At 59.7% G+C, this 24359-nt stretch carries 21 protein-coding genes; 8 read left to right on the forward strand and 13 right to left on the reverse strand.

Going from position 1 to position 24359, the window contains the following annotated elements; all coding sequences use genetic code 11:
- The first annotated feature begins 9 nt into the window (after nt 1–9).
- Nucleotides 10–711 (forward strand): hypothetical protein, encoded by a 702-nt coding sequence (locus JOE27_RS01350; protein ID WP_204917627.1) that lies wholly within the window; start codon nt 10–12, stop codon nt 709–711.
- Here the strand turns inward: JOE27_RS01350 and JOE27_RS01355 are convergent.
- Nucleotides 685–987 carry a hypothetical protein gene (locus JOE27_RS01355; RefSeq protein WP_204920604.1) on the reverse strand — a complete coding sequence of 101 codons (303 nt, stop codon included), beginning with the start codon at nt 985–987 and terminating at the stop codon, nt 685–687. The genes JOE27_RS01350 and JOE27_RS01355 overlap by 27 nt on opposite strands.
- Nucleotides 988–1261: 274 nt before the next feature.
- Between JOE27_RS01355 and JOE27_RS01360 the strand changes: the two genes are divergently transcribed.
- The 4 genes from JOE27_RS01360 to solA are packed head-to-tail and all read left to right on the forward strand — an operon-like array spanning nt 1262 to nt 4973.
- Entirely contained in the window at nt 1262–2056 is a 795-nt protein-coding gene (locus JOE27_RS01360; protein WP_204917630.1) for a pyrroline-5-carboxylate reductase, read from the forward strand.
- A gap of 16 nt (nt 2057–2072) precedes the next feature.
- Nucleotides 2073–2912 (forward strand): class I SAM-dependent methyltransferase, encoded by an 840-nt coding sequence (locus JOE27_RS01365; protein WP_196997921.1) that lies wholly within the window; start codon nt 2073–2075, stop codon nt 2910–2912.
- Nucleotides 2913–2917: 5 nt separating this feature from the next.
- Nucleotides 2918–3841: a hypothetical protein gene (locus tag JOE27_RS01370; protein WP_204917632.1), complete on the forward strand. Its 924-nt coding sequence runs from the start codon at nt 2918–2920 to the stop codon at nt 3839–3841.
- On the forward strand, nt 3825–4973 hold the full coding sequence (solA, locus tag JOE27_RS01375; protein ID WP_196997923.1) for an N-methyl-L-tryptophan oxidase: 1149 nt from the start codon (nt 3825–3827) through the stop codon (nt 4971–4973). The genes JOE27_RS01370 and solA overlap by 17 nt, the downstream gene beginning before the upstream one ends.
- Here solA and JOE27_RS01380 read toward each other — a convergent pair.
- The 12 genes from JOE27_RS01380 to JOE27_RS01435 form a co-directional block, all read right to left on the reverse strand.
- Nucleotides 4948–5901, reverse strand: coding sequence for a LysR family transcriptional regulator (locus JOE27_RS01380; protein WP_196997924.1), 954 nt, complete (start codon nt 5899–5901; stop codon nt 4948–4950). The genes solA and JOE27_RS01380 overlap by 26 nt on opposite strands.
- 79 nt (nt 5902–5980) lie before the next feature.
- A complete protein-coding gene (locus JOE27_RS01385; RefSeq protein WP_196997925.1) occupies nt 5981–7060 on the reverse strand; it encodes a methyltransferase in 1080 nt (359 codons plus the stop codon).
- Nucleotides 7061–7065: 5 nt separating this feature from the next.
- Entirely contained in the window at nt 7066–8076 is a 1011-nt protein-coding gene (locus tag JOE27_RS01390; protein WP_196997926.1) for an FAD-dependent oxidoreductase, read from the reverse strand.
- Nucleotides 8073–9950, reverse strand: a complete 1878-nt coding sequence (locus JOE27_RS01395) for a class I tRNA ligase family protein (RefSeq protein WP_204917634.1) — start codon at nt 9948–9950, stop codon at nt 8073–8075. Before JOE27_RS01395 ends, JOE27_RS01390 begins: the two co-directional genes overlap by 4 nt.
- A gap of 85 nt (nt 9951–10035) precedes the next feature.
- The gene (gene lysA / locus JOE27_RS01400; RefSeq protein ID WP_196997928.1) at nt 10036–11268 is read right to left on the reverse strand and encodes a diaminopimelate decarboxylase; all 1233 of its coding nucleotides are present in this window, start codon (nt 11266–11268) and stop codon (nt 10036–10038) included.
- A complete protein-coding gene (locus JOE27_RS01405; protein WP_196997929.1) occupies nt 11265–11654 on the reverse strand; it encodes a cupin domain-containing protein in 390 nt (129 codons plus the stop codon). The genes lysA and JOE27_RS01405 overlap by 4 nt, the downstream gene beginning before the upstream one ends.
- A gap of 18 nt (nt 11655–11672) precedes the next feature.
- Nucleotides 11673–12935: an ATP-grasp domain-containing protein gene (locus tag JOE27_RS01410; RefSeq protein WP_196997930.1), complete on the reverse strand. Its 1263-nt coding sequence runs from the start codon at nt 12933–12935 to the stop codon at nt 11673–11675.
- 20 nt (nt 12936–12955) lie between these two features.
- Nucleotides 12956–14131, reverse strand: coding sequence for a hypothetical protein (locus JOE27_RS01415; RefSeq protein ID WP_348632611.1), 1176 nt, complete (start codon nt 14129–14131; stop codon nt 12956–12958).
- Nucleotides 14128–15423, reverse strand: a complete 1296-nt coding sequence (locus JOE27_RS01420) for a SidA/IucD/PvdA family monooxygenase (RefSeq protein WP_204917636.1) — start codon at nt 15421–15423, stop codon at nt 14128–14130. Before JOE27_RS01420 ends, JOE27_RS01415 begins: the two co-directional genes overlap by 4 nt.
- A gap of 321 nt (nt 15424–15744) precedes the next feature.
- Complete coding sequence (locus tag JOE27_RS01425; protein WP_204917638.1) at nt 15745–17148, reverse strand: site-specific integrase; 1404 nt, start codon at nt 17146–17148, stop codon at nt 15745–15747.
- Nucleotides 17149–17369: 221 nt separating this feature from the next.
- On the reverse strand, nt 17370–18092 hold the full coding sequence (locus JOE27_RS01430; RefSeq protein WP_046787111.1) for a FadR/GntR family transcriptional regulator: 723 nt from the start codon (nt 18090–18092) through the stop codon (nt 17370–17372).
- Between the two features lie 269 nt (nt 18093–18361).
- Complete coding sequence (locus tag JOE27_RS01435) at nt 18362–20095, reverse strand: IlvD/Edd family dehydratase (protein WP_115275243.1); 1734 nt, start codon at nt 20093–20095, stop codon at nt 18362–18364.
- A 186-nt stretch (nt 20096–20281) separates the two neighbouring features.
- On the opposite strand from JOE27_RS01435, the gene JOE27_RS01440 reads away from it, so the two are divergent.
- The 3 genes from JOE27_RS01440 (at nt 20282) to JOE27_RS01450 (ending at nt 24347) form a co-directional block, all read left to right on the forward strand.
- Complete coding sequence (locus tag JOE27_RS01440; RefSeq protein WP_115275242.1) at nt 20282–21589, forward strand: MFS transporter; 1308 nt, start codon at nt 20282–20284, stop codon at nt 21587–21589.
- A 28-nt stretch (nt 21590–21617) separates the two neighbouring features.
- Complete coding sequence (araD1, locus tag JOE27_RS01445) at nt 21618–22607, forward strand: AraD1 family protein (protein ID WP_046787109.1); 990 nt, start codon at nt 21618–21620, stop codon at nt 22605–22607.
- Nucleotides 22608–22772: 165 nt separating this feature from the next.
- Complete coding sequence (locus tag JOE27_RS01450; RefSeq protein ID WP_115275240.1) at nt 22773–24347, forward strand: aldehyde dehydrogenase (NADP(+)); 1575 nt, start codon at nt 22773–22775, stop codon at nt 24345–24347.
- Nucleotides 24348–24359: the final 12 nt, after the last annotated feature.

A 24359-nucleotide genomic window follows, 5' to 3' on the forward strand; every position in this document is an offset into this window, starting at 1 on the left:
GGAGCGATTATGCAAAAGGTTGATTTGAATGCGCTCGATCCGGCTATGGAAAGCGATGCGGATAAGCTCCACCGCGTCGCGAGACTTGGGATCGGTCTAGTTCCAGTGGCAGGCTGCCCTTTGCTTGAGCTTTTCGGGTCCGTTCTGGAAACCCCGCTTAACAAACGCAAAACCGAGACGATGATTCAAATCGGTGAAATCATTAATCAGCTGATCGATGATGGCGTGGTAACGGAAAAGGGCCTTCAGGAAAACGAGGTGTTTGTGAGCACTGTCGCTGAAGCATGTGCCATATCTCTTCGCAATCATCAGGAGGAAAAGCTCGAAGCGCTCCGCAACGCAGTGAGAAACTCGGCGCTTCCTAGATGTCCAGCGGATGACTACCGGCAACTATTTCTCAATTTCGTTGACGTATGCACAGTAACCCACATCCGCTTGCTTCATCTGTTCCATGACCCAGAACTATGGTGTAAGAACCAGAATTTGACCTTGCCGAACTGGGGGATGGGGGGACTCTCTTCTGTCGCCGAATTTGCATTACCGGAGCTTAAAGGGCAAGACGAGTTGTATCGATCGATATGGAAAGACCTTTACCAGCGCGGTTTGGTCAACACGGGCAGCATGGGGGGCACCATGTCTAGGGTTGGTATGCTTGCTTCAAGGACTACCCAAATAGGCGCTCAGCTAATCAACTTCCTGAGTAAGCAATGACCTCTTTTCTTGCAATGCTCGAGCAGAATTGAGCTTTCGCGCCACAGCCGGCGATACCGTGATTTCGTGGCGCGGAGGTGTCAGCAGTGGAATCGAGCCGCTAGGGCCAAGCCCATGCAGGTGATGAATCATCAGCGTCATCGCCTCGCCCTGTTCCTCGATGCCGGCCCACTCCATCAGCTCCAGCAGGGCCAGTTTAGTCCCTGGTCGAACTTTCAAGCGCAGGTCTTCTTCCTGCAACTTGGCGGCCTTGTTGTGGTCGATACGCTGGAGAATGCCGGTGAGCTAACTTGGTCGCCTCCGGCATTTTGGGGAACTGGCTCTCTTACACTTCGGCAGCCTCGGACCAAACGGTTAAATCTAAGTAGGTTTATCGTTGTGCACGGTTGCTTGGTGATATCAAATCATAAGCGCCCTATTTGAATTTGATATATATTGACAGGTTTTTCCCATACCGATTATGTTCAGCTGCGGCCGCCTCAGATCCAATACTGGTGCGCCAGCTGTAGAGTAGCTTTAGTCTCTCGTTGAATTCATAAAAGGGAATTATATGAAAAATATCTACATGGTAGGTGCTGGCCATATGGGCGGGGCAATCCTGCTCGGTTTGAAGGATTATTTCAAAAGCACCGCTAACTTGCGTGTAGTCGAAACCGATACACAGCGCATGAGTTACTGGCGAGAGCAAGGGTTTGATGTTTCTACGCAGATTCAAACGCTGGCACCACAGGACTGCGTGGTTTTAGCCGTGCCTCCACAACAGTTCGAAAGCGCTTTAGCCGGAAACCCGATGCTTTCCCGTCATCGCGGCCCGGTGGTTTCGGTGATGGCAGGTATCACCCATGCCAGACTAGTACGCCTACTGGGTCATGACTCTGTCGTGCGAGCTATCCCCAATACTCCTTCTGAGGTGGCCCAAGGAGTCACGATGTACTACGCACCGTCGGACGCCAGCACGGGTCTGATCGATAATGCGCGGCAGATTTTCGACGTTATCGGTATATCTCTGAGGGTCAAAGAGGAGTGGCAGATCGACACGGGAACTGCTTTAGCCGGCGGTGGGCCAGCGTTGGTCGCCCACTTCGTCGATGCGCTACAGGATTACGGGCTTCGCACGGGGCTGGATATCGAACAGGCAGCGGTCGTTGCCCTGCAGTTGCTTAGTGGCACTGCCGCGTTGATCCGAGCTAGCGGCAAGCCAGCCAACCAGATCTGCCGCGAAGTGCAAACTGCGGGTGGCACCACCGAACGAGCTATCGGTGCCTTGGATGCAGCTGGCTTCAAAGGTCTGGTCAATACTGCGCTGGATGCTGCAGCCAGGCGCTCCGCAGAATTGGGTGAATGATTCGGGAGGATGAAGCATGACAATTCTGACCGCACCGGGGAGTGTCCATACAGACCTTGCTGGCTATAACTTGTATTTCGGCATGGGCCAGCGGATAACGCTGATCGACGACCCCAAGGTGTTTAGAGTGAGCCCCGCAGGAGAAGCTTTCGGGTCATTAATCGCGAGGCGTTTTGGGGGGCGTAATAGGGATGCCCGCTTTCTCGATCTGGGGACTGGGAGTGGCGTGCATGCCTTGCTCCTGCGTCAGTTGGGCATGCGCAATGTCACGGCCAGTGACATCTCTCTGGAAGCTGTTCAAGCGGCTCGGGCCAATGAACTGGTTAACCAGGGCGAATCATGCATCGAATTCGTGCATGGCGATCTGTTCGAGGCTGTCCTCCCTGCAGGGGGCGGATTCGATGTGATCCTGTTCAACCCGCCAGGATGGCAGACTCCCTCAGCCGCCTTCCTCAACGCATTACAGCGCACTGAGGCTGCCCAAGGGCTGGCGCTGGAAGCAATGTTCTACGGCGAACAGACCTTGCGCAGATTTTTCGAACGGGTGCCGAGTTACCTGAAGCCTGGAGGCAAGTTGATCATCGGCCTCAATTCGCTGGTCGACATTGCCGGTGTGATGCGAGACCTTTATGACACGCATGAGGAGCGGTTCAAGATCGATTGGTCGTTGCTCGAGCGCCACGAAATCCCCCTTGTACTGTATACCGAGCAATGGCGTGCTCTCCAGGGCCTGTTGCATGAGGAGATCGGGCGTTGGACTAGCCAGGGTCGGGCGCATTGCCGTTTTGACGATTCCGGCGTGCTGTTCTGGTCCTATGAGATCATTGAGTTCTCTTTCACGCCACTAGACGAGTGACCACAATGGCCGGGAAAACCTTCGCCGCGGCTGCGGGATTGTCTGCTGCGCTAGCGTCCAATTGTCTACTGGGGCTCTCGTCACTCTACTGGAAGGCCCTTGCGGCGTTACCGGCGTTGGCGCTACTCGGCTGCAGAGTGTTGATGTCGTTGCTGTGTGTCACGTTGCTACTTGCCGTGCGTAGGGAGTTGGCACCCTTGCTGCGCGGCCTGACGCGACGCGACATTTTCCTGCATGGTTCGGCGGCGCTGCTGGTTGCTGCTAACTGGGGTACGTTCATTTGGGCTTCGATCCATGGACATGTGCTGGAAAGTGGCCTGGGGTATCTGATCGCGCCGGTTCTGGGGATCTCGCTGGGCTTGCTGTTGTACCGCGAGCGGTTGTCATTGCCACGCGTATTGTCATTGGCACTGGTAGTAGGCAGCGTTATCTACTTGCTTTTCGAAACGGGTGGTCTGGATAGCCGGGTGTTCTTGGTCATTGGAGTGACCTGGGGCGGTTATACCTGGCTCAAGAAGTTGGCCCGGCTGCCGCCGTGGTCGGGACTGTTCCTCGAATCGCTCGTGCTGGGTGTGTTACTGGTGCCGCTGATCATCTGGGTGAGCACTCCACTGGAAGGCATCGCAGCCTTGGGCGCTGGTGATAAGGGGCTTCTCCTGCTTTGCGGTGCAGTATCGCTGTTGCCGCTGGCCCTCTTTTCGTTCGCCGCTCGGCGGTTGCCCCTCAGCATCATGGGGCTGATGCAGTTCGTGCTACCTCTGACTCAATTCTTCGTCGCTCTGTTTTTCTATGACCAGATGCCTTCCAGTGGCGCATTACTGGCGTTTTCGCTGATCGCCTTAGCCATGCTGCTTGTAATACTCGAGCCGTTGCTCAGTACAGTTTTCATCAAGACAAAAGGAGTTGTTGAAGATGCTTCAAACCTATAGTGCAGTGGTCGTCGGACTGGGAGTTGTTGGTAGCGCCACGCTGTGGCGCTTGGCTCAGCAGCAGCAAGGTGTTCTTGGCCTCGAGGCCGGCGCGCCAATCAACCTGCATGGAAGCTCCTACGGTGGCTCACGGATTTTCCGCCAGGCCTATTGGGAAGGTTCAGACTATTTGCCCTTGCTGGCAGAAGCAGATCGGGGGTGGCGCGAACTACAAGCGAGCTGTCACCGACCGTTGCTACACCACAGTGGAGGGCTGTTCATTGGCCCGATTCGTTCAGGTGTGGTTTCGGGCAGCGTGGCGACCGCGAAGGCCGGCGGCATTGCTCATCAGCGTCTGACCGCTGCTGAGGTCGAGGCTAGATTTCCCATGTTTCGTGCCGATGAGCACATGGAAGCGGTATTTGAGGAGGGAGCTTTTACCATCGCCGCGGACGATGCGCGGCTGCAAATGCTGAATCAGGCTGTGGCTCATGGAGCAGAAATGCGCTTCGGCAGCCAAGTGCAGGAAATAACCAGTGCCGAGGGTGGACTCGTACTGCGCCTGGCCGACGGTCAATTGGTGCGCACGCAAAAAATGGTGTTGGCGACCGGCGCCGGTTTGGCAAGCGCTCTGATTCCCGACCTCGCCGGGCTATTGCGCCCTCGCAGCGTGCCGATTTACTGGTGTGCGTTCAAACCAGGTACTGAGCAACGATTTGCGAATTTCCCGGCGTTTCTCTACGAACTCGAGGATGGTCGCCTGTTATACGGCACGCCGCAAATCGATAGTGCCGAGCCGGGCATTAAGATTGGATTCCATAATCACCAGCAGTCCTCGCTGGATCCGCACACGCAATTGGAGCCGGCTAGCGAAGCGCTAATCGCTGAAATTTCAGCGTGCGTAGATCGGGTGTTCCCCGATCTCATATCTCGCCCCTATTCTTCACGCAAGTGCGTATACACCCTGACCCCGGACGAAGCATTCATATTAAGCGAATCCAAGGAGCTTCCAGGTGTGTTCTATGTCTCGGCCTGTTCCGGGCATGGCTTTAAGTTTGCGCCGGCATTGGGCGGTTGCCTGGCCCGCGCAGTGGCAGGCCAGTCGTTAGCCATACAGGTTCCGACCTTCAGTCGTGAGCGCTTTGCCCGTTAGCCGCTGGCAGTTGGAGGGCCTCCTGCAACTGCTGCTCCAACTGCTGGCAGCAATCGCGTAGCGACTGGATGAAATTATCTACCAAGGCTGAGTACGGTCGGTGCAGTGGGCGTGCGGCACAAAGTGTGTATGGGATCGACAGGTCGACCCGGCGTAGTTGCAGGCCTAGTTTGGCATAAGTCAGGGCCGTCAACGGGTTGATGATCGCAACTCCCAGACCCTGTGCCACTGTCGCGCATATTGCTGCCGCGCTGTGTGTTTCGACCAGCAGACGGCGTTTGACACCGCGGGCTTTGAAATAATTGTCGATATGCGTACGGTAAGGGTCGCTAGCCGCCAAAGAAACGAATATCTCATCCTCAAAGGCTTCGGCTGGTATGACTGCATGCGCCTCCAGCGGGTGACCAACTGGCAAGATGCACACCACATCCGCGTCGAAAATCTGTTCGAGTTCAGCTCCACCAGGTGCCTGGGTATCTTCTATCAGCCCGAGGTCGTAACGCTGTGAGCTGATCCATTCGTTGAGCAGCGGGGCGTCTTGAGGGGTAATGGTCACCGCCACATCCGGGTAAAGATCCAAAAAACGCTTGCAGACCACAGGGAGCACTGCCTGGGAGAATGCGGGCAACGTAACCAGGGCGATCTGGCCTTGCCTGTGGTGTCGAATGGTTTCGGCCGCTTTGCTAATGCGTTCAAGGCCAAAATAAGCCCGCTCGACCTCATCGAACAGCATGAATGCCTGCTCAGTGGGCACCAGCTTGGAGTTGGTGCGTTTGAATAATTGAAGGCGCGTGATTTGTTCCAGTCGGCCCAGCTCACGGCTGACCGTGGGCTGTGAAGTGTGAAGTAGCGCAGCAGCAGCAGTAGCACTGCCGGTGGTCATCAATGCCCAAAAAATCTCGATGTGTCTGAAGCTCAGGGTAGCCATAGTCCGTTATGCCTGTATACAACGACGCTGCTTAGTATATCCGCGGTGAATGCCAGTGTTTCTGGCATTTACTCAGGCTTTAAGGCCTTTCTGCTATCACCGTGTCCCGACAACCAATGGCTCGGTTGTCATTAACTTCGATACTGTGGAATTTCCTATCGGTCAGCAATTTACACAAGCGCGCGGCTGAAAAGTTCTCTCCGCCCTCGGTTAGAACTTGGACGTACAGGCTCATCAGTGCAGGCAGGATAGGCCCGCCCAGGTCGTCGTCGAGCAGGGTTTCGCTGACCACCAGTAAACCGCCGCTGCGGAGTTGGCTGTAGGCGCTGTCCAGCAGCTTGTTCTGGTAAGGCAAGCTCCAGTCACCCAGCACCGCCGACAGCAGTACAACATCGAAGAGGGGGCCGTTGGGCATCGGAGCGAATATGTCCCCGACGCGGCATTCAATGCGAGCTTGCAATTCTTGAGCGATTACCTGAGCCTCGGCGTGACGCACGGCTTTGTCCAAGTCCACGAGCACAATTTGAGCGCCGGGCAGGTGCTTGGCCAGCTCTATGGCGACTTGGCCGCCGCCGCCACCCAGGTCAAGGATGCGCAGCGGGCGATCATTGCCAACACGTAGCTTGATCAGCTCTGCCAGGCGTGTTCCGGCGCCACGGCTGAATGTGTTCATCGCCTCCATGAACAGCTGGAATTCTTCCTCCTTCTTATCCAACTGGGCATAGAACTCGCTGTCAGCGTCTGGATCCAGACGATCGCAAATGGGCGTTTGCTGGCGCATGGAATCGCTCAGACCGTTGAACAATGGGTAGACATGCCGCTGGTGGTGAGCCATGGCCGCGCACAAATTGTGAGGGCTGTGGCGGGACAAAAGCCGGGCAGCCTCAGGAGAGCAGTGGTAGCCCGACCGGTCAGCTCGTACCAGCCCAACGGACTGACCGAACCCAAGCAGCTTGCGGGCCTGGTTGGCGGTGATCCGACAGTGGGCGGCAATATCTTCCAGACCAGAACCCGGGTGATGATCCAGGTAGCTAAAGAGGTCGAGCTCGGTACAGGTGAATAAAGCGCCCGACATCATGTAGGCGTTGATCAAGGTGTGAATCAGTGGCTCAGAGCTGGGCAGGCGCTGGCGGAAATCGATGGATCCTTGTGCGGTCATGAGGGTTACCTGAGATGTTGGTCGAGATAGGCAAGCGTGGCAGCGGGGGCATACTTGAATGCGCTTCCCTGGCCGAAGGCGAGGTGGTGGATGTTGTTCGGCAATGTCGGGGCGGGGGCCAGCAAGGGCCAGGCATCGGCGGAGCGAACGGTGCGCAACGGCGCGGTTTCTGCCGGTAGCACTGGCAGATATTGGCGCAGGTGTTGATACGCAATTGCTCCCTGGGTTTCGGCCCGATCCGGCAACTGCTGCGCGGGTATGTCGAAGTCCAGTTGTGGCAAGCCGAAAAGCAGACCACCGCTAGCGGTTGAGCGCATGTGAAAACCAGTGAGATGCTCAACTAGAAAAGGCACTGTAGGCGCCTTGTCTAGGTAATGAATGGTCACGGTGCGGTTGCGCACGTGTGCAGGTAAGCCCAGCCGCTGCATCACCTCTGGGCTCCAGTAACCGCAAGCAAACAGCAGTTGGTCGGTACTGTAGAGACCGCTTGGGGTTCGTAATTTATGGCGCAGATCGATCTGCAACTCTGTTACCGGTTCGGCGAAGCCGACGTACACCCTGAGCTTGTGACACTTCCTCAGCAGCAGTTGGGTAACTTGAAGGGGGTCGCGAAAACCTGCGTCGGAGTCCTCGATCGCTAACGCTGAAGGAGCCCATTCAATCGCTGGGTAGAGGGCCTTTAGCCCTAGGAATTCCTGTGAGCGAAAGCCACAAAGGCGGGCTGTCTCCAGCGAGTCATCGGTGTCGCCCTGCAGGCAGTAAAGGGCTGGGGCTGGCAACCACGCCGCCCCCAGCGACTGATAAAAATCGTGGCTTTCACGCACCCATTCGCTGATTTGCGCGTCCGGGTCGAAAAAACGTACGCCGGCGCCCGAATTGGCGGTGGCATTGTCAGGCTCAGCCTGTTGCTCCAGCAGAGCCACCGAACGTCCACGGCGCGCCAAGTGCAGCGCCGTGCACAGTCCGGTGATACCTGCGCCAACCACTACCGCGTCGAAAAAACGGGCACCACTCATTCGCACAGTTGCCCGGTAACGATGGGCATGAGGCTGCCCAAGTGCTGGCGCAGACCCAGCATTGCATTGGCTTCTAGGTACAAGCTGGTTTTACGTTCCGAGTCGATTGCGCCTGCGCAGTAATGGTGCTGGGTTAGGCGTTGGAATCGCTGCAGTCCATCGATCAAGTTCATCAGCGAGTTCGCGTACTGCTTCACTGAATAGCCTCCAGCAGCAGTCAGGCTTGTATGCATATGGCGTAGCTGCTGGTCGAAAAACGCTGAATAGTCTTCATGCTCGCGCGTCCAACTGCCGCCTTCCAGGGGCGCCACGCCTGCATTGAAGCCAAGCAATCGTTCGTGGTGCAAACGGGTCATATGCTGCAAGTTCGAAGCAACGTCATTACGAAAGGCTTCGAACTCCTCATGGCGGTAATTTTCGCGTTGTCCCTCTGGGCGCTTGACAGAGAGATACAAGCGATACCAGTCGGTGGTTTCAGGGTCGCTGAAAACGTCCTTGGCCCAGATTGCATGGTTGCGGCTCGTGGAGAATTTAGACTGCTCTAACAGCAGGAATTCATTTACTACGAAGCTGATCCTCAAGCGGTTCAGCCCCAGCGCAGCGAACAAACGGGGATACAGGTAGGCATAATAGAAGGAGTTGTCGAAGCCCATCAGATGGATCACCTCGACGTTGGCCTGATTCAAACGAGCAATCGCCTCATCAATGCTCTTCGGCTCGGCGTTGAAGGTGCCTTTGTACAGCGCAGCTATGTAACCTGCGGCCATTTCGATCCACGCGAGGAAAGTTTGCCCCTTCAAGGCCGGATCATGGCCAGGAATGCCCCAGTCGCTGTGGGCGCTCACTACGAAATCTTGCGCTGGCAGCTGCTCCTGGCGTGTGAGATATGTTTCGAGACGCGCTGGAGCTTCGATCTGCAAAGGGTGCTGGGCAAAATGCAGGCGGCAGGCCTGCAGGTCGAGCACAGCTTTCACCTGTGAGCGGAAAACCGGAGTATTGCCGCACAAATTGCAGTGCAGCTGAGCCAGGTCATGACTGTTGTTCGGGCGGCCGCAATCTTCGCAGACACAACCGTTGGAAGGGCTCGCGCAGTGGGGGCAAGCGCCGCGGGCGAAGCCATCGAATACCTCCAGGCTGCAATGCTCGCACCACGCAGTTGTTTCCGGACGAAGGTGCAGTACTTCACGTGCCTGCAAGCTGCGTACGAAATCATGCACGAACGGTGTGTGCGCCGGGCTATCGCAATCGTAGACCGAGTCGTACTCCATGCCGGCTTGGTGAAAGGTCTGCATGATCGAATCGGCATAGTGATTGAACAGTGCTTGGGCTGATTCACCGCGTTGGCGAGCTTTAAGGTCGACATACGATTGACTTTTGTCGGTGCCGACCACCAGGTGTGCTTGTTTACCCAGATGCCGCAGCTGTCGACGGATCACGTCAGCGGCGATGTAAGGGCCGCAGATATGCCCCAGGTGCAGATCGCCATTGGGCGTTGGTGGCGGCGTGAAGATCAGATAGCTGGTTGAGTCGAGGGCGCGGGGTTGGTCCTTGGTCTCCCACCATATGCTCATGAACTCCACGTCGTTGTGCGGGTCGGCTTCAACGTAGTGTTCGCTGAACGGCTCGATATAGAGCACATCGCCTGGAACTACTGGCGCTTGGCGGCCGGCCTGCACGAAGCGCCCTGAGCCTTGCAGAATGATGAACGTCTCGTGCTCATGATGCTGATGCGGCCGACTACGTTTGCCTGCACTCAGCGTGACATGCGCCGAGCCGAATGGGGTCTGCAGGTCGGCGACCGGGTAGAGACGCTTGAGATGCACATCGTATTCGTGACTGACCTTAAACTGTTGATGCTTTCTGATCGCTTCCATGTTCTCACGCTGCAAGTGCTGTTTTGGTTGAGGTAATGCACGCTGCAAATACCCCTGGACTCAGCCCGGGGCAGTCGATGCTTATTCATTCTTCCAGTTGCAAAAGCTCCTCGATGGTCTGGCGCCTGCGGATCAAGCGCACACGGTCGCCGTCCAGTAACACTTCCGCGGCCAGTGGGCGGCTGTTGTAGTTGGACGACATGCTCGAGCCATAGGCGCCGCAGGCATGGAATACAATCAGGTCATCGACCTCGACTGGCAGCAGCAGACGCTGCTCTAACTGGCCATCTGCAGATTGGGTGAACACATCTCCCGCCTCGCAAAGTGCGCCCGCCACGACCGTGGGACGTGGTTGCCTAGGAGGGGTGTGGGCGTCTTGCGGGATCACTGTTGCCTGGTGGTAGGCACCGTACATTGCGGGACGGAGCAGATCATTGAAGCCGGCATTTACCAGCACGAAGTGATTGCGGCCGACGTCCTTGCTGGCGCGAACTTGGGTTATCAAGCAACCTGCCTCGGCCACCAACAAGCGGCCTGGTTCCAGCTCAAGGCTGACCGGGTGCCTCAGGTGCGCCTCGATCCGTTTACGCGCTTGGTCCCATATCGCGAAGTACTGGCCCAGGTCGATCTCTCTATCGCTTTCCCGGTAAACCACTGGAAGCCCGCCCCCCGCAGAAATGGCCTCTATATCGAAGGGGCAACGTAGAACCTGCTCGACCATTGTTGTGGCGACGCGCTGCAAGTGCTCATAATCGACGCCTGAGCCGATGTGCATATGCAGACCAATGAGGCGTAGCTTGTACTTTTCGATCAGTGCGTAGCAATGGCTGAGGTTTTCATGCCAGTTGCCGTGCTTGCTGTGTTCGCCCCCCGTATTGGTTTTGCGGCTGTGGCCATGGCCGAAGCCAGGGTTGATCCGCAGCCATATCGGGTGGCCAGGATTGGCTCTTCCGATCTGTTCGAGCATCTGCGGTGATCCGGCGTTGACCGGAATGTTCAACTCGATGACCCGAGCAATCGTTGCCTCGTCTAGCACGTCCGAGGTGTAGACGATTTGTGCCTCGCCATCGGCGTTGCTGTAGCCCGCGCGTACCGCACGCTCGATTTCGCCCAGTGACACAGCATCCACCCATACGCCCAAGTCTTTGAGCAGGCGCAGCAGATGGGTATTGGCATTGGCTTTTTGCGCGTAGCGTACGGTGTCGAATGAGCGCAGCTGTTCCACCCGGCCACGGATCACACTGGCGTCGTAGCACCACAGCGGGGTCTGGAATTCTCGGGCCAGTTCCCGGAGGCGCTGGGGGTCGTAAAGGTTCATTGGATAACGGCCTCGGAATGGGGCGGGCTGATTTCGTGCCAGGTAAAGGCCTTGCGGGCTTTCGTGAGCACATGCCAAGTGCCGGCGTAGCCGGCGGGAAATATCAGTTGCATGCCGGGCACAAAGCGCAGTACTTCACCGTCTTGGTCCTCGAGATGAATTTCACCTTCGAGCAAGTGGGCGAATTCATAGCCGGTGAACTGAACAGTGAAACTTCCTGGCTCGCACTCCCAGATACCGGCGGTGAAGAGCCCATCTGAGGTTTCCACATGCTTGTGGAACGTCTGTACCGGCGCGCCACGGACGCATTTATGCTGCGGGGTGGGTTGGCGGGTGGTGTGCTGTGCAGCATCGGCCAGGGAAACGATCGAGCGATTGTCGAGCATGACGGGCTCCTGAGGCGGTCAAGCCGGTTCGATATCGAAGAGGCGGTTGCACAGCTGACTGGTCTGAGCCATGAAGTCCGGCGCGTTGCCTCGCTCTGCCGGCCAGAACCATTCCACGTGACCTTCTCGGGTCTCAAAATTTCGCGCCTGCGTAGCGGTGTGTTCACCCACGCCTTTGTAGAGGGTCAGTTCACGTACACCCTCTGGTAGCTCTGGGCAGTTGACCTTGCGAATGATCCCGGCCGGAGACTTAAGAAACGTCACGGCGGCTGTGCCTGCCGGAACTGCAGTGGGGAATTCGTCCTGAAAGCCTTGGTAGCTGCGGGCGTGCAATGCATAAAGGTCGACGCCCAGAGCGCGGTACACCAAGTCGATGATCTTGTCACCGGCAGGTCGGGCCCCGATTTCGATAAGGTAAGGCTTGCCATCTACGACTTTGATCTCGACATGGGCCACACCCATGTCCAGGCCCAAGGCTTGGCAGGCCTGCTCGGCGGTATTGCGTAGCACTGCATCGTCGCTGCCGGCGTAGGGCACCAGATGGCCCATTTCCGCGAAGTGAGGGCGCGCGGACAGCTGCTTTTGAGTAACCGCGACTGCATTGCAGCCCCGTGAGGTGCAGAACACCTCAACCGATACCTCTTGGTCGCTGTCGAGGAACGCCTCGAGGTGAATGCGCGTAGGGTCGAAATACAGGGCGTCGCCATAACGCTCCAGCAATTGCTTGGCATCGGCCATCGCTTGGTGCAATTCCTCTTGATCGCGCACCAGGCATACCCCACCACTGCCGCCGAAAACGCTAGGCTTGAAAATCACCCGCTGGCCAGGCGCGAAGCGGAAGTCGCTTACCTGCGCATCCACCGCGAGTGTTTCAGCTACGTTCAGCCCAGCAGCCGAAAAGGCCTGCTTCATGACCAGCTTGTCGCGGCAGTTCAGGATCACCTTGTTGCTGAGGAACGGGAGCGAGTAGTGGCGAGCGATGGCTGCGCCGGCTTCGAGCACAAAATCGTTGACGGGCACGACCGCGGCGGGGACCGCACCGGTGCGTTCTTGGTAGGCACGCACCGCTTCAAGGGCGTGCTGCGGGTCCAGCGAAGCAGGGGCTACTATGAAGTCATCGGCCAGGCCCGCAGCGATGCGGCGGCGTTGTGCCAATTGCTCACCTGGATAAGCCAGGATCACCACAGGTAGATTGAGGGCTCGTGCGGTACAAAGCACTGCACGCTCACGGGTAGGCAGGTCGCCACCGATCAGCAGCGCATAACGTTGGAAGTGGGCCATGTTTAGTCTCGTCGAGCAGGTTAGGAGTAGGGCGTCGCGTCGGGCGCCGCGCTGTGAGGCTGTGAGCGTTGCAGGGCCAGCCGCATCAACAGGGCGATCGACAGCATGACCATCAGGAAAGGCAGTGCCCACGCGGTGGCAATAGCGCCCAGCTGGATCAGCAGCACCACTAGCAGCACGGGAGTGCCGAGTGCATTGGCCCGGCTGACGCTACGGCCAACTGCTGCTTCGTCCAGGCGTTGGGCGATGGCTGCACGAATCTGGATGCGTGCTCCGCCAAAGGCCATGCCGAGCAAACCAAGGCATGCGCAGCGGAACAGTAGGTCCTGGGGCAGTAGCAACCACGCGCTGGCTGCTGCGGCGCTGAGCGTCAACAGGCCGCTGAGGAAGGCTAAGAGACGCGAGCCACTTACGCCGGCGATGACTAGGACTCCGATCAAGGCCATACCGAGGCCAAAGCTGGCGTCAAGAATGCCCAGCTCCAGCAGGGACCAGCCCTGTACCATGACATTAACCGGCAACATGAAGTTGAACGCGCCTAAGGTGGGCCATACCAGCAGCATCGGAATGAACAGCGCCAGTGGCAGCTCCTGTGCCTTCGTGTCGCTCCCGGTATCGTTCGATGTGATCGGAGGCTGCCCTGCGCTGTGACAAATGGCAGCAACCACCAAGAAAATGGCAGTCAGCATCATGGAGAAGCCAAGATTGCCCAGCAGCGGTGTGAGACCCGCAGCCAGTAAGGGGCCGATCATCAATGCTGCTTGGCTACTGGCAGTGGTCGCGCCGCTTAAACGTTGAACCTGCGCAGGGGCTAGTCCGCGCTGGACCTGTGTGAACCACATATCGAGGCTGGCTTCGAGCAGCAGGAACAGCAGCCACACGAACAGGTTGGTCACCAGCAACGCGCTAGTGTCGTAACGGCACGCGCCGGCAACCAAGGTAAGGATCGCCAGCCCCAGGAGAAACCGTGCAGACATCTGCCGGCCGTTGAACTTCCGTGTCAAGCGGCGAATCAGGGTGGGTGTAACGAAGGCCGGAATGAATGAACAGAGGATCGCCAGCGCTAACGGAAAGTAGCTGATGCTTTCTTGGTTCAAGATGTTCCATGTCAGCGACACCAGTAAGGCACCGGAAGCCAGCCGATAGAAGGTCGAACACAGCAGGAACACCATCGTCTCTCGAGGAATGCGCTTCACAGGACGGGCTCCTGGTGCACGGGCTGCATCGTGCTTTGCTCGACGAAGTCTCGGGCGATGTCGTGTGAGCGACGGGAGATGACCGATAGCAAAGTATCGCTCAGCCCATGTGTGGCCTCAGACATGCCTTGGATATAGATCCGCGGCGCGAAGCTCTCGTGGGTTGCCAGGGTATAACTGCGGGTCAATCTAGGCTGGTCCTCTGATCCGGCCAGCCAGGGCGAGACAGCCTTGAGCAGGGTGTGGTTTTGGCGCCGGTGATAACCCGTGGCAAAGACCACCACGTCGGCCTCGTAGCTGTATTCGTGCCCGTCGAGGGTTGAGCGCAGCTGTGCGTGAATACCTTGGTCGTGGCTGAGGCTGATCAGCCGTGAGAATTTGAGCATGCCGAAACGCTGACGGTTATCACCGATAGAGGCCTCGTATTCCTCCCGGTAAAGCTGTTCGATTAGGGCCAAATCAGCAACGGCATAGTTGCTGTCATGGTGCCGGCTAAGCAGGGCGCTGCGCTCGCGCTCATTCAAATTGAAAAAGCGATCAACCATCGCGTGGTCGAATATCTCGTTGATATAGGCACTGTCATCAGCCTGCTTGAAGCCAATACCGCTGCATACCACCCGTACCTCTGCAGAGGGGAAGCGATCGATCAGATACTGGTAGATTTCTGCTGCGCTCTGCCCGGCTCCTACAACCATGAAACGCTGTGGGCGGGAGTTGTCGTATTGGGTGATGCGCTGCAGAAAGCTTGACGAGTGGAATACATGCGGGTGTTCGTACTTCACCGGCATCACAGGTTGGCCACCGATCGCTAACACCAGGTTACGCGTGCGCAGGGTGCTCATGTCTTGGGTCAGGGTATTGCGCACGCGGACGTCAAGGTGGGTTACCTGGCCCCGATGCTCCACTGGTAGAACGGCTTCAACACGGCTCGCATAGCGGGTGATATCGCTAAACTGGCATGCCACCCAGCGTAGGTAGTCGTCGAACTCCTTGCGGCTGGGGTTGAAGTCGCGAAGGTTGGCAAAGCGTGCGAGGCGTTGCTGCTGATGCAGGTAGTTGACGAAGGTGTATGCACTGGCAGGATTGCGGAGGAAGCACAGATCCTTCATAAAAGAAATCTGCATCTTTGCATTAGGCAGCATCATCGGATGGTGCCAGCTGTGGGTCGTTTTGCCCTCCAGGAAAATCAACTTACGGCCTGCGGTCTGGCTAGCGAAGTCCTCTTTGAGCGCAATGGCCAATCCCATGTTGGAGGGACCAAACCCTATGCCAACCAAATCCTGTACGTCCATGTTTGCCTCTTTCATCTATGCCAGGGCGTCCTGCGCGCAGGCGCACGCGGCCATCGCGATTGATCTCGCGTGGTTGTTGGGTTTCACAGGGGCAGTGCTGCTAGTGATTCCGGCGAACTCTACGCAAAGGTGCAAATCAGCGGAAATATCAATGCATGAGGCAGTCTTTCAAATCTGATATGGCTGCTTAGGGCAGTTATTAGAAGGCGCGAATGTTTGGCTTATTTCGCGAATTGCGTATGTGTTTCATCATGGTGGCCTTTCGCTATGCCCAATGGCGAGCCTTGGGAAAGCTACTTCAACTAAGTGGGCAGGTTAGCTCTAGGATTTAGGTGCGCCGCTGTCAATGGAGAGCATGGCGTCAATGCGTTCTCCGAGCAGTTTCCAAGCCTCTGTTTTCTCTCTGGCATAGTCGTGGTGCAAATAGTGTCGCCTTACCTTTGAACCGCCCAGTAGGCGGTTCTGGCAGCGGTCGATGATTTCCAGCGTCACACCTAGCTCTTGCATCATCGTCGCTCCAGTGCGACGCAAGTCATGCGGCGTCCATTCACCTTTGCTGCCTTTGCTCAGCACCAGTGAGTCGTCGTGGTGGCGATCAGTAAGCGGCTTGCTGCGGTTTTTGAAGCGGCACTGCCGGTCGCCGATAAGCTTGCTGACCGTCTTGGTGTCGACGTGGCTGCTTTCGTCCTTGCTGGGGAAGCAGAACGGGGTGTGGCCGGTTTCATCTTTCAGGCGCTTGAACTGTTTCAGCGCGAATGGCGACAGGAATACATGGTGATCCTGGCGTTTGCCCTTATGTCCCTTGGTGGCCTCGGCTGGGATGAACCAGGTGCCTTTCTCCAGATCGACATAACGCCATTCGGATTTGAGTAGTTCGCCGATGCGGCAGAGGGTACTCAGGAAGATCCACACGGCGCATTGCACGCGTGGATTGACCGGGCGGATGCCGGAGTATTTCTGGCCGGCGGGGAGGGCGTCATAGTCGTGTTCCAAGCGGACGAAGCTGTCGCGTAGTTCGCGGATTTCGTCGGGGGAGAGGAGACGGTCGCGTTGCTCCTGGTAGTCGTGGTCGAGGAGTTTGTTGACGTCTAGCAGGTCGACCGGGTTGCCGTCGGCCATCAGGCCGCGCCAAGGTTTGCGTTTCTCGGCCCAGCGTAGCATCTGGCCGATGTTGTTGTTGCGGATCACAACGGTGCGGTTCAGGCCGCGGGTTTTGATCGAGCGCAGAACGGCGAGCAAGTCTTTCTCGGTGAGGTTGCGCAGCGGCTTTTTGCCAATGAGGGGTAGGACGTCCTTGGTGAAGCTGCGGCGGAGCTCTGCGTTGCCGTCCTGGCGGGATACGCCGTCGTGCATCCACTCTTCGAAAAGGTCGGCGACTGTCTTGTTCTCCGCGGCCTGGCGCTCGGCCTCGGCAATAGTGGCGGCGATGGCGGCTTGGGCTTCGATCTTGGCGGCCTTGCGGGCAGTGGTGGGATCGATGCCCTTGGTGACGGTCGCTCTAACTTCGTCGCGCTCGGCGCGGATCTGCGCCAGCGACTTTTTGGGCCAACTGCCCAGGCGGTGATCGCGCTTGGCTCCATCGAGCTTGAACTCGTAGCGAAACAGGACGGCGACGCCGCGTACACCCGCACACACTTTGGCGACCAGGCCGGCGTCTTCGCGCAACGTCTTGCCGTCATCGGCCGAGGTGAGCGCCTCCAATTGCTTCGCCGTCAGTTTCGCCACTTCCTACCCCTTGTCTGATTCGGTATCTTTGGGAAATACCCTACAGGAAAGGGGTTAAATCTGATCTTTTCAGGTGCTCGCTGTAACAGCTTGTAAGTGCAGGCAGCCGAAATTCAGGGTTGTGCCTAGTGAGAAATGCGCACGATGGGAGTTCCTTGCCTGCAACTGACTCCACCGCCCCTTGTACTGGGTAACCAGCGCCAGCAATCAGCAGCTTTGCTTCAGCTAGTCGGGTCTTGCCCCAACACCTTGCTCAACGCCACACGCGCATCTTCAAGCTGCACCAGCGAAGCATGCCGTGCACCCAGCGCGTCGCCATTCTGGATAGCAGTGAGAATCGCCTTGTGCCGGGGCAGGGCGAGTTGGTTGAAGTTCGGCCGCTGGTTGGAATAGCGCACCGATTCGCGCAGGGCCATCGACAGCATGTTGCACAGGTAGGCCAACAGGTCGTTGTGGGTGGCGTCGGCGATGCGGGCGTGGAAGTCCAGGTCGGGTTGCAGGCGCTCTTCATGGGTGCGCGCGGCTTCCATGCGCTGGTAGGCCTCGGCGATCGACTCGACATCCTCGGGGGTGGCGTTGGTGGCGGCCAGCGCGGCGGCGGCGGGTTCGATAACCCAGCGCACGCTGGACAGGGTGTTGAAGAAGTCTTTTTGCGGGGTGGCCTGCATCAGCCAGTGCAGCACGTCGGGGTCGAGCATGTGCCAGTCATGGCGCGGCCTCACCAGCGTGCCGACCCGTGGGCGGGCTTCGACCAGGCCCTTGGCGGTCAGGGCGCGCATCGCTTCGCGGAACACCGGCCGGCTGATCGCGTAGCTTTCGCACAGGCTGGCCTCGGAGGGCAGCTTTTGCCCGGGTGCGAGTTGGCCGGATACGATTTGCAGGCCGAGGTCCTGGACCAGGGTGGCGTGCATGCTTTTGCGCGTGGTGGGCTGGCGGTAGTTCATGGGGGGCGCGGGAGGTCCTTCGAGCGAGGTGGGCATCATAGCATTAGTGGGTGGCGGAGGGCCTGTGGGGCAGGTGTCATGCAGGCAGTTGCAGCCATCGGTTTGCACTGCCTCAAGGTATGCGTGGGATGTGTAGGAGCGGCCTTGTGTCGCGAAAGGGGTGCGCAGCGCCCCCGGCAATATCAGCCTGATGCATGAATTGTGGGGGCGCTGCGCACCCCTTTCGCGACACAAGGCCGCTCCTACCGGGGGGAGGTGTTGAGGGTTGGTTAGTGCGAATGCTTGGGCACCGCCGCGCCACGGCAGCCAACCAGGAAGTCGAAATCGCAACCTTCGTCAGCCTGCATCACATGGTCCAGATACAGCTTCGCATAACCGCCACTGATCAACTGTGGCGGTGCTTGCAGGTCGGCCAGGCGGCCAGCCAGTTCCTCGGCAGAAATGTCCAGGTGCAGCCGGCCTTCCTTGCAGTCCAGCTCGATCCAGTCACCTTCGCGCACGGCTGCCAATGGGCCGCCCGCAGCAGCCTCGGGTGCCACGTGCAGCACTACGGTGCCGTAGGCAGTACCGCTCATGCGGGCGTCGGAGATGCGCACCATGTCGGTCACGCCCTGGGCCAGCAGCTTGGCGGGCAGGCCCATGTTGCCGACCTCGGCCATGCCCGGGTAGCCCTTGGGCCCGCAGTATTTCATCACCAGCACCGAATTGGCGTCCACGTCCAGCTCAGGGTCGTTGATGCGCGCTTTGTAGTCCTCGAAGTTTTCGAACACTACGGCGCGGCCGCGGTGCTGCATCAGCGCTGGGGTGGCCGCCGACGGCTTGAGCACCGCGCCTTTGGGTGCCAGGTTGCCGCGCAGGATGCAGATGCCGCCATCGGCCACCAGCGGTTTGTCGAGCGGGCGGATGACTTCTTCGTCATACAGCGGCGCGGCCTGGCAGTTGTCCCACAGACTCTTGCCGTTGACGGTCAGTGCGGTGGGGTTGGGCAGCAGGCCATGCTCGCCCAGGCGGCGGATGACTGCAGGCAGGCCGCCGGCGTAGTAGAACTCTTCCATCAGGAAGCGGCCCGATGGCTGCAAGTCGACCAAGGTCGGTGTGCCGCGGCCGACGCGGGTCCAGTCTTCCAGTTGCAGGTCTACGCCAATGCGCCCGGCAATGGCCTTGAGGTGGATCACGGCGTTGGTCGAACCACCGATGGCGGCGTTGACGCGGATGGCGTTCTCGAAGGCTTCGCGGGTAAGGATCTTCGACAGGCGCAGGTCTTCGCGCACCATGTCGACAATGCGCATGCCTGACAGATGGGCGAGTACGTAGCGGCGGGCATCCACCGCCGGGATGGCGGCGTTGTGCGGCAGCGAGGTACCCAGCGCTTCGGCCATGCAGGCCATGGTCGAGGCGGTGCCCATGGTGTTGCAGGTACCCGCCGAGCGCGACATGCCGGCCTCGGCCGAGAGGAATTCGTTGAGGTCGATCTGGCCGGCCTTATAGGCCTCGTGCATCTGCCAGACGATGGTGCCGGCGCCAATGTCCTTGCCTTTGTGCTTGCCGTTGAGCATCGGCCCACCAGTGACCACGATCGCCGGCACGTCGCAGCTGGCGGCACCCATCAGCAGCGCCGGGGTGGTCTTGTCGCAGCCGGTCAGCAGCACCACGGCGTCCACCGGGTTGCCACGGATCGCTTCTTCCACATCCATGCTCGCCAGGTTGCGGGTGAGCATGGCGGTAGGGCGCAGGTTGGACTCGCCGCTGGAAAACACCGGGAACTCCACCGGGAAGCCACCAGCCTCCAGCACGCCTTTTTTGACGTGCTCGGCAATCTTGCGGAAGTGGGCGTTGCACGGGGTCAGCTCCGACCAGGTGTTGCAAATGCCGATGATCGGCTTGCCTTGGAATTCGTGGTCGGGGATGCCTTGGTTCTTCATCCAGCTGCGGTACATGAAGCCGTTCTTGTCGGCGGTACCAAACCATTGGGCGGAGCGCAGGGGGCGTTTGTTATCAGACATAAGCGGGACACCTAATTAGTATTACTATTTGTCGTTATGAGGCTGACTCTAGCGGCTAAAAAGGCATCTGTGAAGGGTTGTTGTTTTAAATAGTAATACTATATGATCGATTCGCCAGGTTAGCGGTCTGCCAAAAAGCCCCGGCCAGGTGCTGTGCCCATTACAAGAACAATTGGAGACATCGCCATGATTCAGGAGCAGCGGCTCGTCCGCCTGATCACACTGAAACTCATCCCTTTTCTGGTTCTGCTTTACCTGGTGGCCTATGTCGATCGTTCGGCGGTGGGCTTTGCCAAGCTGCACATGGGCGCCGACATAGGCCTGGGTGACGCGGCATATGGCCTTGGCGCCGGGCTGTTCTTCATCGGTTATTTTCTTTTCGAAGTGCCGAGCAACCTGTTGCTCGACCGCTTCGGTGCACGACGCTGGTTCGCCCGCATTTTGCTGACCTGGGGCGCGATCACTGTCGGCATGGCGTTTGTCACCGGGCCCAACGGCTTCTATGTGATGCGCTTCTTGCTGGGGGCCGCCGAGGCGGGCTTCTTCCCGGGGGTGCTGTACTACATCACCCAGTGGTACCCGGTGCGCCATCGCGGCAAAATTCTAGGCTTCTTCATTCTCTCGCAGCCGCTGGCCATGCTGATCACCGGGCCACTTTCGGGTGCGCTGCTGGGGCTTGAGGGCATCTACGGCCTGCATGGCTGGCAGTGGTTGTTCATCTGTATCGGTACCCCGGCAGTGCTGTTGGCCTGGCCCACCTTGCGCCTGCTGCCGGACGGCCCTGCCAAGGTGCGCTGGCTCAGTGACGAGCAACGCAACTGGCTGCAGGAGCAGTTGGCCAACGACCTGCGCGAGTTCGGCCAGACCCGCCATGGCAACCCGCTGCATGCCCTTAAAGATGGCCGGGTGCTGTTGCTGGCGCTGTTCTACTTGCCGATGACCCTGAGCATCTATGGCCTGGGCCTATGGCTGCCAACGCTGATCCACCAGTTTGGCGGCAGTGACCTGGTCACCGGTTTTGTCTCCGCGGTGCCTTACCTGTTCGGCATCATCGGCCTGCTGATCGTGCCGCGAAGCTCCGACCGCCTGAACGACCGCTATGGCCATCTGGGCCTGCTGTACGCCCTGGGTGCCGTCGGCCTGTTCTTCAGCGCCTGGCTGACGGTGCCGGTGCTGCAGTTGGCCGCGCTGTGCCTGGTGGCGTTCGCGCTGTTCTCCTGCACGGCCATCTTCTGGACGCTGCCGGGGCGGTTCTTCTCTGGTGCCAGCGCTGCTGCGGGTATCGCCTTGATCAACTCGATCGGCAACCTCGGCGGTTACCTGGGGCCGTTCGGCATCGGCGCGCTGAAGGAGTACACCGGGCAGCTGTCGTCGGGCCTGTATTTCCTGGCGCTGGTGATGCTGTGCGGGGTGCTGCTCACGGGCGTGGTCTACAACCGCCTGGAGCGCCGCCAGCGCCTGGCTTCCACGCGGGCGGCCGAAGCCTCCCGCTAACCTTTGCAACCGACAAGCGAGCACAAGCATGCGACTGATCCAATTCGAAACCGCCGCCGGCGCGCGCCGCGTGGGCGTGGTGGAAGGCGAGTACGCCCTTGAAGTACTGGGCGCCGCCAGCACCCGTGAGCTGGCCCTGCAGGCCATAGCCGCTGGCCGTGACCTGGCCTGCGAAGTGCAGGCCGCCGGGCTGGGCGAGCGCCATGACTACCTGGCCCTGCTGGCCGAAGGCCGCGTACTGCCACCGCTGGACCACCCGGACCCTGCCCACTGCCTGGTGACCGGTACCGGCCTGACCCACCTGGGCAGCGCCGCCACCCGCGACAAGATGCACCAGCAGCAAGCCGAAGGCGCCGTCACTGACAGCATGCGCATGTTCCAGTGGGGCCTGGAGGGCGGTCGGCCGCCAGCGGGCGAGGAGGGCGCGCAGCCGGAGTGGTTCTACAAGGGCGACGGCGGCATCGTCGTGCGCCCCGGCGCCGACCTGCCGCTGCCGGCTTTTGCCGAAGATGCCGGCGAAGAGCCGGAGCTGGTCGGGCTGTACCTGATCGGTAGCGACGGCACGCCATACCGCCTCGGCTACGCCTTGGGCAACGAGTTTTCCGACCATGTGATGGAACGGCGCAACTACCTGTACCTGGCGCATTCCAAGCTGCGCGCCTGCAGCTTCGGCCCGGAGCTGCGCCTTGGGGCATTGCCGGCTCACCTGGAAGGTACCAGCCGCATCCTGCGCGATGGCCAGGTGCTGTGGAGCAAGCCGTTCCTGTCGGGTGAGCAGAACATGTGCCACAGCTTCGAGAACCTCGAGTTCCACCACTTCAAGTACGACCAGTTCCTGCGTGCTGGCGATATCCATGTGCACTATTTCGGCACCGCCACGCTGTCGTTTGCCGACGGCGTTCAGGCTCGCCCGGGCGATACCTTCGAGGTCAGCCTCGATGCCTTTGGCCAGCCGCTGCGCAATGGTATTGGCGCAGCGTCCGGGCAGCGTCGCCCAGGTGCAGTGAAAAGCCTTTGAGCGTGTTGCCGGTCAGTCGATGAAGTCGGGACGGCTGTGCGGTCCATCGCCGGCAAGCCAGCTCCCACAAGTACCGCGCAAACCTCAAGATTTTGCGCGGCCCCCTCTGCCCTGACTGACCGCCATGCGCCACTGAGCCCTCTTTCTTTGTTACAGGAGTCAACCATGTCTGGAAGCAACTTCATTGGCGGCCAGCGCAGCGCTGCCGGCAGCGTACGCCTGCAAAGCCTGGATGCACGCACCGGCGAAGCATTGCCGGTGGTCTTCACCCAGGCCACCCCTGAGGAGGTGGCCGCCGCCGCCCAGGCCGCCGAAGCAGCATTTGCCGAATACAACGCCCTGGCGCCAGAGCGCCGCGCGCAGTTTCTGGAGGCCATTGCCGACCAGCTGGACGCGCTGGACGATAGCTTCGTCGCCACGGTGTGCCGCGAAACTGCGCTGCCGGCTGCACGCATCCAGGGCGAGCGTGGCCGCACCAGCAACCAGATGCGCCTGTTCGCCAAGGTACTGCGCCGTGGCGACTACCTGGGGGCGCGCATCGACCGCGCGCAGCCACAGCGCCAGCCACTGCCACGCCCTGACCTGCGCCAGTACCGCACCGGCCTTGGCCCGGTGGCCGTGTTCGGCGCCAGCAACTTCCCGTTGGCGTTCTCCACGGCCGGCGGCGACACCGCCGCAGCACTGGCTGCCGGCTGCCCGGTAGTGGTCAAGGCCCACAGCGGCCATATGGCCACTGCCGAGCTGGTGGCTGAAGCCATCGAGCGTGCGGCGGTGGCTACCGGCATGCCCGCTGGCGTGTTCAACATGATCTATGGCGCCGGTGTCGGTGAAGCGTTGGTGCGCCACCCGGCGATCCAGGCGGTCGGTTTCACCGGTTCGCTCAAGGGCGGCCGTGCCCTGTGCGACCTGGCCGCAACGCGCCCGCAGCCGATCCCGGTGTTCGCCGAAATGAGCAGCATCAACCCGGTGCTGGTGTTGCCTGCGGCGCTGCAGGCCCGCGGCGAGCAGGTGGCCAAGGAACTCGCCGCATCGGTGGTACTGGGTTGCGGGCAATTCTGCACCAACCCCGGGTTGGTCATCGGCATTGCCGGTGAAGCGTTCGGCACCTTCGTCGCGGCACTGGCTGCGCAAATGGCCGACCAGCCAGCGCAGACCATGCTCAATGCCGGTACCTTGCGCAGCTATGCCAGCGGCGTACAGCGCCTGCAGCAACACCCGGGCGTGCGCCATCTGGCCGGTGCCGAGCAGGTTGGCGACCAGGCCCGGGCACAGCTGTTCCAGGCTGATGTGAGCTTGCTGCTCAACGGCGACGAGCTGCTGCAGGAGGAGGTTTTCGGGCCAGCCACGGTGGTGGTCGAAGTGGCCGACGAAGCCGAACTGCGCCGCGCCCTGCAAGCCCTGCATGGGCAACTGACCGCCACCCTGATCGCCGAACCGGAGGACTTCCAGCGCTTTGCCGCGCTGGTGCCGCTGCTGCAGCGCAAGGCCGGCCGCCTGCTGGTCAACGGCTACCCGACTGGCGTCGAGGTGTGCGATGCAATGGTGCATGGCGGGCCTTACCCGGCCACCTCCGATGCCCGTGGTACCTCGGTCGGCACCCTGGCCATCGACCGCTTCCTGCGCCCGGTGTGCTACCAGGACTACCCGGATGCGCTGCTGCCTGACGCCCTGAAAAACGCCAATCCACTGGGCCTGCAACGCCTGGTCGACGGCCAGCACAGCCGTGATGCGCTGAGCTGAGGCAGGGTGCTA

This window comes from Pseudomonas sp. M5 (genome assembly GCF_016907075.1).
Lineage (GTDB): Bacteria > Pseudomonadota > Gammaproteobacteria > Pseudomonadales > Pseudomonadaceae > Aquipseudomonas > Aquipseudomonas putida_E.

Excerpts from the sequence above, each read along its gene's own strand:
- JOE27_RS01350 (WP_204917627.1), top strand. The coding sequence starts at position 10 with ATGCAAAAGGTTGATTTGAATGCGCTCGATCCGGCTATGGAAAGCGAT.
- JOE27_RS01360 (WP_204917630.1), top strand. The coding sequence starts at position 1,262 with ATGAAAAATATCTACATGGTAGGTGCTGGCCATATGGGCGGGGCAATC.
- JOE27_RS01365 (WP_196997921.1), top strand. The coding sequence starts at position 2,073 with ATGACAATTCTGACCGCACCGGGGAGTGTCCATACAGACCTTGCTGGC.
- JOE27_RS01370 (WP_204917632.1), top strand. The coding sequence starts at position 2,918 with ATGGCCGGGAAAACCTTCGCCGCGGCTGCGGGATTGTCTGCTGCGCTA.
- solA (WP_196997923.1), top strand. The coding sequence starts at position 3,825 with ATGCTTCAAACCTATAGTGCAGTGGTCGTCGGACTGGGAGTTGTTGGT.
- JOE27_RS01380 (WP_196997924.1), bottom strand. The coding sequence starts at position 5,901 with ATGGCTACCCTGAGCTTCAGACACATCGAGATTTTTTGGGCATTGATG.
- JOE27_RS01385 (WP_196997925.1), bottom strand. The coding sequence starts at position 7,060 with ATGACCGCACAAGGATCCATCGATTTCCGCCAGCGCCTGCCCAGCTCT.
- JOE27_RS01390 (WP_196997926.1), bottom strand. The coding sequence starts at position 8,076 with ATGAGTGGTGCCCGTTTTTTCGACGCGGTAGTGGTTGGCGCAGGTATC.
- JOE27_RS01395 (WP_204917634.1), bottom strand. The coding sequence starts at position 9,950 with ATGGAAGCGATCAGAAAGCATCAACAGTTTAAGGTCAGTCACGAATAC.
- lysA (WP_196997928.1), bottom strand. The coding sequence starts at position 11,268 with ATGAACCTTTACGACCCCCAGCGCCTCCGGGAACTGGCCCGAGAATTC.
- JOE27_RS01405 (WP_196997929.1), bottom strand. The coding sequence starts at position 11,654 with ATGCTCGACAATCGCTCGATCGTTTCCCTGGCCGATGCTGCACAGCAC.
- JOE27_RS01410 (WP_196997930.1), bottom strand. The coding sequence starts at position 12,935 with ATGGCCCACTTCCAACGTTATGCGCTGCTGATCGGTGGCGACCTGCCT.
- JOE27_RS01420 (WP_204917636.1), bottom strand. The coding sequence starts at position 15,423 with ATGGACGTACAGGATTTGGTTGGCATAGGGTTTGGTCCCTCCAACATG.
- JOE27_RS01430 (WP_046787111.1), bottom strand. The coding sequence starts at position 18,092 with ATGAACTACCGCCAGCCCACCACGCGCAAAAGCATGCACGCCACCCTG.
- JOE27_RS01435 (WP_115275243.1), bottom strand. The coding sequence starts at position 20,095 with ATGTCTGATAACAAACGCCCCCTGCGCTCCGCCCAATGGTTTGGTACC.
- JOE27_RS01440 (WP_115275242.1), top strand. The coding sequence starts at position 20,282 with ATGATTCAGGAGCAGCGGCTCGTCCGCCTGATCACACTGAAACTCATC.
- araD1 (WP_046787109.1), top strand. The coding sequence starts at position 21,618 with ATGCGACTGATCCAATTCGAAACCGCCGCCGGCGCGCGCCGCGTGGGC.
- JOE27_RS01450 (WP_115275240.1), top strand. The coding sequence starts at position 22,773 with ATGTCTGGAAGCAACTTCATTGGCGGCCAGCGCAGCGCTGCCGGCAGC.